Annotated in this window: 4 protein-coding genes and 3 pseudogenes; 5 read left to right on the top strand and 2 right to left on the bottom strand. The window is 74.3% G+C overall.

Annotated elements, in window-relative coordinates; translation table 11 throughout:
- The 4 genes from E1300_RS42690 to E1300_RS42705 form a co-directional block, all read left to right on the top strand.
- On the top strand, positions 1-771 hold a 771-nt coding region (locus tag E1300_RS42690; protein ID WP_131762986.1), incomplete at its 5' end, for an aminotransferase class V-fold PLP-dependent enzyme.
- A 118-nt stretch (positions 772-889) separates the two neighbouring features.
- Positions 890-6835 (top strand): SseB family protein, encoded by a 5946-nt coding sequence (locus E1300_RS54375; protein WP_131762987.1) that lies wholly within the window; start codon positions 890-892, stop codon positions 6833-6835.
- Complete coding sequence (locus tag E1300_RS42700; protein WP_131762988.1) at positions 6832-7200, top strand: UCP033725 family protein; 369 nt, start codon at positions 6832-6834, stop codon at positions 7198-7200. Before E1300_RS54375 ends, E1300_RS42700 begins: the two co-directional genes overlap by 4 nt.
- A 312-nt stretch (positions 7201-7512) precedes the next feature.
- Entirely contained in the window at positions 7513-8364 is an 852-nt protein-coding gene (locus tag E1300_RS42705) for a hypothetical protein (protein WP_131762989.1), read from the top strand.
- A 173-nt stretch (positions 8365-8537) separates the two neighbouring features.
- Here the strand turns inward: E1300_RS42705 and E1300_RS42710 are convergent.
- Together E1300_RS42710 and E1300_RS54250 are read right to left on the bottom strand one after the other, a co-directional pair.
- A pseudogene (locus E1300_RS42710) lies at positions 8538-8999 on the bottom strand (TrmH family RNA methyltransferase); the annotation flags it as partial.
- A 381-nt stretch (positions 9000-9380) separates the two neighbouring features.
- Positions 9381-9731, bottom strand: a pseudogene (locus E1300_RS54250) (TrmH family RNA methyltransferase); the annotation flags it as partial.
- Positions 9732-10054: 323 nt separating this feature from the next.
- Here E1300_RS54250 and E1300_RS42720 point away from each other — a divergent pair.
- Positions 10055-10633: pseudogene (locus tag E1300_RS42720) on the top strand (hypothetical protein); the annotation flags it as partial.

The following is a 10633-nucleotide window of genomic DNA, read 5'->3' on the forward strand; positions in this document are numbered from 1 at the left end:
TCGGCGCTCGCGACGCTGGAGCGGGAGCTGCGGACGGTGGCGAGCGGGGAGCGCGGCGCGCTCCAGCTCGGCAGCTTCCCGACCGCGAGCGCCCGCATCGCCGTGGACGCCGCGCAGCTCGTCCCGCACCGTCCCCTCGACATGACCGCGCTCGGCCTCGACTACGCCGCCTTCTCCGGCCACAAGCTGTACGCGCCGTTCGGTGCCGGCGTCCTCGCCGGCCGCGGCGACTGGCTCCGCGCCGCCGCGCCCTACCTGAAGGGCGGCGGCGCCAGCGCGTCCGTCACCGGCCACGGCGACGACGTCCGCTGGGCGCCCGGGCCCGAGCAGCGGCACGAGGCGGGCACCCCCAACGTGCTCGGCGCCATCGCCATCGCCGCCGCCTGCGACACCCTCGCCGCTCGCTGGGACGCCCTCGCCGAGCACGAGGAGCGCCTCCTCACCCGCCTCCGCGCCGGCCTCGACGCGATCCCCGGCGTCCACGAGCTCACCCTGTGGGGCGGCCGAGGCCCCCGCGTCGGCATCGTCTCGTTCGTCGTGGACGGCCTCAGCGCCCGAGATGTCGCCCTCGCCCTCTCCGGCGAGCACGGCATCGGCGTCCGGGACGGTAAATTCTGCGCGCACCCGTTCGTCCGGCACCTCGTCGGCACCGCGGGCGGCGACTGCCTCGGCGGCGACGGAACCGCCGTCCGCGCCAGCTTCGGCGCCGGCACCACCGCGGCGCACATCGACCGCCTCATCGCCGCACTCGCCGCGCTGGCAGGCCGCTGACCTGCGAAGTCGAACGTCCAGCCCGGCGATTAGGCTCTTTGTTCCTGTTCGCCCATGTAGCGTAGGCAGTCGCGCGACTTCCCGCCGGGACCGCCCACCCGGCTCCGGCGGGTCGGGGATGGCAAGACGTGGCGGGAGAAAACAGGGGGTGCCGGCCGTGGCCGACGCATGGCGACCCACGTCGGAACTTGAGCGCCGACTGGAGGATACTGTCCGGACTGGAGACCAGGAGGGCTACTTCCGCCTCATCGCGGACAGCGAGCTCGTGGTCCCCGTCCCACCGGACCTGATCGACGGCGTGCTGGCCAACGAGGCCCAGCCGTCCTGGCCGACCCAGGAGGAGGACGGCCGCGTCCACGTCCTGGTCTACACCTCGGCCGCGGCGATGCGCGCCTGCCTCGGCCCCGCCTACCGGCACTTCATGACGCTGCGGTTCCGCGACCTCGCCGCGACCTGGCCCGACGCCCGCTGGTGGCTGGCCGTCGACGCCCCCGCCCGCGGCGCCACGGGCATCGCCCTGCCCATCGAGGCCCGCCTGCCCGCCTGGTTCGTCCGCCAGGTCGCCGACGGCGATGGCCGCCCACCCCAGGTGGGCCGCCCCGACCTGATGCCCCCGGCCTCGGGCTCGGCCCCGTCCCCATCCCCGTCCCCCGGCCTGGGGTCCGTCCCGCCGCAGGGCTTCACGACACCGCAGTACACGCCCACTCACACGCCCGGCGTCCAGGACGTCCCGGGCGTTCCGGGCGCACCCGGCGGCCTGGGCTCCTCCGGGCACCTGCCACCCCAGCCTGCCGCCCACACGCCGAGCGACACCGGCCCTCAGCCGCACACGCGTCCCACCGACACCCCACCGCCCCCAGGCGGCCCCACACAAGCCGTCCCCGGCGCGCGCCCCGCCCCGACCGCACAAAGCACCCCGACCGCGCAAAGCGGTTCAGCTGCGCAGAGCGGTTCAGCTGCGCAGCGCAGCTTGATGCCGCCCCCCGCAGCCCCCGGCACCCCCACCTCTCCACAGGACGCCGCAGCTCCGCGGGACGACGCCGCAGCGCACCCCGGCCTCACCCCACCAACGGCACCCACGCCCGCATCAGCGTCCGCATCGGCGTCCGCGTCCCAAAGCGCTCCATCGCCGCAGCCAGGGACGCCCGCGCCCGGCGCCCGCAGCGACACCGGCCCGCAGGCAGTCACACCCGTCTCAAGCACGGGCGACCCAACGCCCCATGGCGGCCCGACCTCGACAGGCCCCATCTCCCCGCAGGACGGCCCCGTCCCACCAGGCGCCTCAACCGCGCACAACAGCCCAGGCGACCCCACCGCCCATGGCGGCCGGACGACCCCGGCGGACCCCACCGCCCACGGCACACCCGGATCACACGCCACGGCATCCTCGCCGAGCAACCTCGCAGCCCCCGGCACGCCGGGCGTCCCCACTTCACAAGCGGGCCCAGGTAGGCCGAACATCCCCACCCCCGCGAGCGACTCGGCCTCCCAAAGCGGCACCATCCCACCCAACGCACCGCCCAGCGGCCCGACTCCGCAGGGCAACGCCGCAGCACGCACGGGACTCACCCAACCGACTGCACCCACGCCCGCGTCGGCGTCCCAAAGTGGTCCATCGCCGCAGCCAGGGACGCCCACGCCCGGCTCCCCCACCGACACCGGCCCGCAGTCGGTCACGCCCATCCCGGACGGCCCGACCTCGACAGGACCCACCTCCCCGCAGGACGGCCCCGTCCCACCAAGCGCCCCAACCGCGCACAACAGCCCAGGCGCCCCCACCGCCCATGGCGACCGAGCGACCCCGGCGAACCCCGCCCAACACCTCACGCCCGGATCGCATGCTGCGGCGTCCCCGTCCAGCGACCTCACCGCACCCGGCGGGCCACTGGAAAGCGGCGCGCTTCCCGCCAGCGGCCTCGCGCCAGGCGACCCCATAACGTCCAGCGCCAAGTCACCGCAGGACGACCCGGCTGCCCACGGCGCACCCGGATCGCACGCCGCTGGCCCTCCGTCCAGCGACCTCGGCGCGCCCAGTGGAGCACCGCAAGGCGGCCCCGGCACGCCGACCGCCCCGACTTCGCAAGCGGGTCCAGGCGCGCAGCACACTCCTGCGCCCGCGAGCGACCCGACCGCCGCCAGCGGCACCATCCCGCCCGGCGCGGCGTCCGGCGGCACCGCTGCGCAGGACGACGCGACGCGCGCTGGCCTCACGCCACCGCGTCCCGGATCGCAAGGCGGCCCATCGACGCAATCAGGGACGCGCTCACCCGGCGGCCCCGCGCCCCACAGCGATACCGGCCCGCAGGCCATCACGCCGATCTCGGGCGGCCCGGCCCCGGCAGGTCCCACCTCGCCCCAGGACGGCCCCGTCCCACCAGGCGCCCCGACCGCCCACAGCAGCCCGGCGACGCCAGGCGGCCCGGCCGTCCATAGCGGCCAGGCAACCCCGCCCGACCGCCCCACCCACGGCGCACCCGGCCCGCACGCCGCCTCCACTACTACTGGCGGCCGCACAGCACCCGGCGCCGACTCACCACAGAGCGGCCTCAGCGCACAGACCGACCCCGCCGCGTCGCAGGACAGCACCGTCCCACCAGGGACTGCGAGCACTCACAGCAGCCCGACAATCCCGGGCGACCGCACCGCCCACGGCGCACCCGGATCGCACGCCGCCTCCACTTCTACCGGCGGCCGCACAGCACCCGGCGGCGACTCACCACAGAGCGGCCTCGGCGCCCAGGCCGACCCCGCCGCGTCGCAGGACGGCACCGTCCCACCACGGACTGCGAGCACTCACAGCGGCCCGACAACCCCGAGCGGCCCGGCTGCCCACGGCGCGCCCGGCGACACCGCTTCGCAGGACGGCATCGGTGCGCAGGACACCGCTGCTACGCGGACCGGGTTCACGCCACCGCAAGGACCCGAATCGCGAGGCGACCTACCGACGCGGCCGGGGGAAACGTCACCCGGCGGGTCCGCGCCATACGGTGACACCGGCCCGCAGGCTGTCACGCCCATCTCGGGCGTCCCGGGCTCAGCAGGACCTACCTCGCCGCAGGACGGCACCGTCCCGCCGGGGGACACAGCGCCGCGCAATGGTCCGGCGGCTCAAGATGACCCGACGCCCCGCAGCGGCCCGGCAGCTCCGGGCGACGCGACGGCGCGCAGCGGCCCGGCAGGCCCGGGCGACCCGGCGGCGCATGATGGCTCGGCAGGCCCAGGCGACCTAGCGGCGCGCGGCGGCTCGGCAGGCCCGGGCGGCCCGGCAGCGGGGAGCGGCTCGGCAGGTCCAGGCGACTCGGCGGCGCGCGGTGGCTCGGCAGGTCCGGGTGATCTGATGGCGCCGAGCGGCTCGGTGAACCCGAGTGATCCGGCGGTGCGTGGGGGCTCGGCAGGTCCGGGCGACCCGGCGGCGCAGAGCGGCTCGGCGGGTCCGGGCGAGTTGGCCCCGCGTGGTGGCTCGGCTGGGCTTGGGGCGGCGGGGGTGCACGGGGCGGGCGCTCCGGCCGGTGAGTCCGCTACGCCTAGGGATCCTGCGCCGCAGAGTGGACCCGGCGCGGGGAGCGACTCCGCCTCGCAACCAGGCTCAAGTGCGCACAGCAGCCCGGACGGCGAGGAAGGTTCGGCCTCGCCTGGCGTGGGCGGCGCGGCTTCCGCTGGCTTGCCGGGTGACTCCGTCACGGGTGCGACGTCGGCCGTCGGCGACGCGGTACCGCAGGCCGGGGCGGGTTCGTCCGGCGGCGCGGCGAGCGGCGGCGCCGGGGCGCAGGAGGGGCCGACGGCGACCGAGGCCGGGCGCGATGTGCCGAGTCCTTCGGTCGAGCCGACGCGGCCGGCGGCCGTTGAAGACGACGGGGCGCCCTGGGAGGAGTTGCAGGCGCAGCACCGCGAGTTGCCGCGCGAGGAGCCCCGGCCGGAGTTCCGTCCGGCGAACGAGGTCGAGCGGGAGTTGCTGCGGGCCGCCGCAAACAACGACCACGACCTGTTCCTCCAGACCATGGCCGGGGCGGAGGTGCTGCTGCCCATCCCTGAGGACATGGACTACACGCTGCGTCCGGGACGTCCTGGCTTCCCGTGGCAGACCAGGGAGCTGCAAGGCTCGACCGTGGTGCCCGTGTTCACGTCGCCGGAGCGGCTGATCGAGGCGGCGCGGACGGCCGGGGCCGGGACGGAGTACATCAAGCTGCCGTTCGCCGTGGTGCTGCGCTACTGGCCGGAGCACGACTGGCAGCTCGCGATCAACTCCGGTTCCCCGGCGGGCGGGACGATCCTCGCGCAGCAGTTGCCGGGGCTCGCCCGGTGGGCCGACCAGCGCGCCGCGCAGCGCATGACGGACGGGTTCGAGCCGCAGAACGACGTGGAGCAGCGGCTCTTCGACGCGGCGCGGCGGCGGGACACCGACGCCTTCTTCAAGGTGCTGCTGGGCGCGCAGGTCCTCGTCCCGGCCGAGCCGGAGACGCCGTGGGGCATCGCGCCGGACGATCCGGACTTCCCGTGGCGGCCGGTGGGCGTCCACGGGCAGCTCTCCATCCAGGTGTTCACGTCGCTGAAGTGGATGAACGAGGCGATCGGCTCGTCGCGGTTCGTGATGCCGAGCCTGCTGGAGATGGTGTCGGCCTGGCCGGACACCGGGTGGACGCTCGTCCTCAACCCGGGCACGCCCATCGACGCGACGATGCCCGGCGAGCAGGTCAGGGCGCTGAGCGGCCGTCCGCGCAGCACCCCGGACACTCCCGCACCGGACGTGCCCGAGGCCCCGCAGCCCTCCACGCCGGACACGTCACCGTCGTCCACCGCACTGGACGCGCCGGCCGCCGCATCGGACGCGCCGACCGCCGCCCCCAACACACCGAGCGCCGTCCCAGACCCTCCGGCCGCCGGGGATGCGCCGCAGCGGCTGCGTCCCGTGGAGCCTGAGTTCGAGCCGGGCAACCGGATCGACCAGGAGCTGTACGAGGCGGCGCAGAGCGGCGATTCCGACGCGTTCCTCCGGGTGCTGCTGGCGGCGAACGTGCTGGTCCCGATCCCGCAGGACGCGCCGCTCGAAGTGACGCCCGTGCAGGACGACTTCCGCTGGGAGGCCGCCCTCCACAACGGCACGGCGGTGCGGGTGTTCACGTCGCTGGTGCGGCTGCGGGAGGTGCTGCCGGAGTCGCGGTTCGTGTACGCCGAGTTCCGCGAGCTGATCGGTTCGTGGCCGCGCGAGGACTGGGCGATGCTCCTCAACCCGGGGACGCGCATCGGCGCGTCGCTGGGCGGCGACCAGGTGCAGGCGTTGAGCGAGTGGGCGGTCCGGGTGGGGCTCGTCCAGCCCAGGACCGAGATGCCGCTGCCGAGCGATCCATCCCCGGACGTGACGGCCCACGACACCGTGGCGCCCGACTCGTTCGCGGCCTCCCCGAAGCCGGAGCCGGAGCCGGAACTTGAGCCTGAGCCGCAGGCGGATCCGTTCGCGGACGTGCCGGCGCGGCAGCCCGTCGCCGGGATGCGGCCCACGCCGTCGGCGGCGTCCGACTTCGACACCGACCGCGTCGTGCAGCCGACCATCATGCAGAAGGTCGTCCCGCACGGGCATGTCGGCTGGTACCTGGAGCAGGGCTACGACCGCGTGGGCGGATTCGTGCATCCGACGGGCGACGTCACCGAACTCCAGACGCCCGTCCAGTTGTACGAGGCGCTGGGGCTCCTCTACGAGGACTCTCCTTTCTCCCCATCGGACGAGGGCGTCTACGTCATCAGATGGCCCGCCTACTGCCCCGACCTCTACCGGGTGCCGTTCGGCGGACGGGACGAGGAGGAGATGGCCACCTGGGGCGACGCGGGCTGGGTGATCGAGCGGCCGCCGTTCCTCGGCACCGGGTTCGCGCCGGGCAGCGCCGGTTCGATCCGCGAGTACAAGGTGGACAGCGTCCGGCTGCCCTACGGTGCGGAGATGTACTACCTCGGCATGGACCGGTCCGAGCGGTTCGTCGCCATGTACGATCCGGACCGGCTCGCGTGGCTGCGACCCGAGGCGGCCACGGGCGCCGACGGCTGGGACGGACGGACGGAGGCCGGGCAGTGATCCGAGACGGGTACGTCGCGCGCTGGCTGGGCCGGGACTTCGAGGCGGCACCCGGCGCGGACGGCGAGGTCCGGCTGTACGCGCCGGAGCCGACCGACGGGTTCGAGGAGCTGCGGCCGGGCCGGTTCCGGCGCGTCGTCCCGGCGTCCGAGATCGAGGAGCTGCGGTACGCGCGGACGACGTGCAGGTGGCGCGGCGAGCGGTTCATCGTGGTAGGCGAGCACGAAACGTGGTTGCGAGTCGAGTACGCGGGCGGCCGGGCGCCGGTGGCCGAGCGGCTCGGGCTCGACCGCATCGACCAGGGCGTCTGGCAGGCGTGGGCGCCCGCGTCGGAGGTCGAGGATCTCCGCGAGGAGTTCACATGATCGACGTCCGTGGGCAACTCGGGGTTGAAATGGTTCGTAGATCCGTGTTCGCATGATTCCGGTGACGGACATCCGGGTAAGGCGAACCGGGGCTCAGGCGCTCAAAGGCGACGCGACGGAGGTGCGGCGGCGGTGGTGGTCACCCGATCGGCGGTGAAACCGATCCTCGTAGGACTGGGAACGGCGGCCGTCCTGGCCGCAGGGTCCGGGTCCGCGGTAGGTGAGGCGGCACCGACCCCGTCGGACTCGTCCCCTTCCCCGTCCCCCTCGGAAACCACCTCCACCCCCGCGGAGACCTCGGGTACCTTCACGGTGAGCGCCACGCCGCTCGTCACCAGGCCCGACCCCGGCGAGCGCGTGTCGGTGATCACCTACATCACCGCGAAGGGCGGCAGCGTCTCGGGGATCAAGGTCACCAGCATCAAGGCGAGCAGTTCCAAGGCCACCGTGGGCGGCGAGTGCGCCGCCCCCTTCACCTCGGACGGCTGCGCGGTCGGGAAGCTCGCGGACGGCGAGCGCGACAGGGTGACCTCGACGGTGCAGGTGCCGAAGAGCATCAAGAAGACGCTCACGGTCAAGCTGTCCATCACCGTCACCGCCACCGACCTGGCGGCCAAGACCGCCACGACCAGCCTCACGTACGTGGTGCCGAAGCCGTCGCCGACGCCCACGCCGACGAAGACGAAACCGAAGCCGTCGAAGTCGCCTTCGCCGACGCCGTCGTCCTCGTCCAGCGGTGGTTCGGGAAGCGGCAGTGGCGGGAGCGGCGGCTCTGGCTCTGGGTCCGGTGGTACGACCGGGACCACGACCGGCGCGGGGGGTGCCGGGAGCGTGCTGCCGTCGCCGAACTCGTCGTTCGGCGCGCAGAACCCGCAGGTGGCGCTGCCGCCGATCGCGGCGCCGAGCCCGTCCGTGGCGGCGCCGAGTCCGGGGGCGACGGTGCCGGTGAGCCGGATCCGCAATAACAAGGCGCCCGTCGCGCAGGAGCTCACGTTCGAGCGGATGGCCAGCACGCAGATCGCGTGGCTGGCGGCGCTGCTGGTGGCGTTCTCGCTGCTGCTGACCCAGCTGCGGCTCGGACGCCGGAACTCGCCGGCCGCCGTCGCGGCCCGCAAGTCCAAGGGCGCGCACCGCCGCGGCCGCCGAGGCATGTTCGCCAAGTGACCCCGACGGCGCGGCGTTCAGGCCGCGGTGATCCCCGGACGCGGTGATTCCCCGACGCGATAATCCCTGGACGCGGTGACTTCCGAACGCGGTGATCCCTGGACGCGGTGATCCCCGGACGTGGGCGTCCGGGCCCGGGTGGCCAGCGCTGGTGGTCGGGGCTGGGGTCGTGGTCAGAGGTGGGTCAGTGTGTGGCAGGCGATGGCGGCGGCGGCCACGACGTTGAGGGAGTCGACGCCCGCGTTCATCGCCGCCGGGCTCATGGTGATGCGGACGGGTTCGTCGGCTTCGCGGAGCCAGTGCGACGACAGGCCGTCGCCCTCCGAGCCGAGCATCAGCGCGACGCGGTCGCCCGCCGGGGCCTTCTCCAGCGGGACGGCCGACTGGTCGGGGGTGAGGGCGAGCAGGGTGAAGCCTGCGGCGCGCAGCCTGCCGAGGTCGTTGTGCCAGTCGGTCATGCGCGCGTAGGGGATGGCGAACACGGCGCCCATGGACACCTTGACCGCGCGCCGGTAGAGCGGGTCCGCGCATCGCGGCGACAGCAGCACCGCGTCGACGCCTAGCGCGGCGGCGCACCGGAAGATCGCGCCGACGTTGCCGTGGTCTACGAGGTCCTCCAAGACGAGCACGCGCCGCGGAGCCCTCCCCGACACGCCAGGGATGCTCGAAGCGCCCGGGACATGCGAAGCGCCCGGGACATGCGGAGCGTCCACGGCACTCGAAGTGCCCGCAGCGCTCGGAGCACCCGCAGCACTCGGAGCACCCGGAGCATGCGGAGTGTCCGCGGCCCTCGGAGCGCCCGCGACGCCCGCGACGCCCGCGACGCCCGCAGCACTCGCCACACTCGGAGCGCCCGCGACGCCCGCAGCACTCGCCACGCTTGGAGCGTCCGGAGCGCCCGGAGTCTCTGCGGCGTCCGGAGTGCTCGGAGTCTCTGCGGCGTCCGGAGTGCTCGGAGTCTCTGTGGCGCCTGGAGGGGCCGGGGCGTTCGATGTTCTCGGGAGCGCTGGGGGTGGGCCGGTTAGGAGGGTGTCCAGCGTGGGGAGCGGGAGGCGTTCGAAGGACGCCAGGGCGCCGCGGTGGACCTGGAAGCCGACGAGGCCCTCCATGGTCGCGTCGTCGGCGATGTAGACGGGGGCGTCGAGGCCGTCGAGGAGGTCGGCGAGCGGTTCCGCCCAGCGGCGCGCCATGAGGAGGGAGCGGACGGGGTAGCCGGCGCCGGCCGCGCGGCGGATCACCTTCTCCCCCTCGGCGACGAAGAGGCCATGTTCGGCCTCCAGGCTCTTGCGGAGGTTCACGTCCCGTAGCCGGACGTAGTCGGAGAGGCGCGGATCGGCGGGGTCGGAGACGGGAACCAGGCGTGCCATCCCCCGATTCTGCCGGGTCCGGTGGGCGTCGCGGCCGTCCGGCGGGAGCCGATCGGCCCTGGGACTGTTGAGAAGTGAGTGACTTCAGGCCACTTGTGGCCGAATCCCCTCGATATTTGATCTTGATTGGCCGGGCCGCCGTTTGCCCTGGCGCCCGGTATCGCGGCGATCGCATCGCGTAGCGGGACGAACGGATGCCGGGGTTTCCGGGGCGCACGCGCATGACCTGCGTCATCATCAGTTTTGAGTTCTTTGTAACCTCTGGTTCGTACTACTACAGTGCCGGGGAACATCGGCGGGTTTCTGGTGAATCGAGGGCAGGCATGAGCGGACGTCATCGCAATGACTTCCCCGACGGGGCGGGCGAGGACGGCTACGACCCCGCTACGCCCGTCTTCGGTCCTGCGAACGACGGGTCGTCCGACTGGTTCGGCGCCCGGGACAGCCAGGGCCGGCCGTCCGGGCAGGGCCTCCAGGGCGGTGCGCCCGGTGCGCCCGCCGGCGGGACGCCCGGTCAGGGGATGCCCGCGCAGGGAGCCGCGGGCGTGCCCGGGGCCGGTGCGCCGGGGGCCTCCGGTGAGACGCCCGAGTGGTTCACGCCGCGGCAGTCGTCCGAGCAGCCCGTCTACGGGCAGGGCGGGTTCAGCGGCGCGTCCGACGCCGGTGGCTACGGGTTGGGACGGCAGAGCGGCCCCGGCGCGGGCGGTGCGGGCGGCCCAGGCACGGGCGGTTACTCGCCAGGTGCGACCGGCACCGGCGGTTACCCGGCGGGCGGTGCGGGCACCGGTGGATATTCCGCGGGCCCGGCGAACACGGGCGGCTACGCGGCAGGCACCGCGGGCGAGCTCCAGCGGCGCCAGCAGGCCGTCGAGCACCTCGTGGCCCCGCTCAAGGAGACCCTG

The sequence above is a fragment of the Actinomadura fibrosa genome (assembly GCF_900659615.1).
GTDB classification, from domain to species: Bacteria; Actinomycetota; Actinomycetes; order Streptosporangiales; family Streptosporangiaceae; genus Spirillospora; species Spirillospora fibrosa.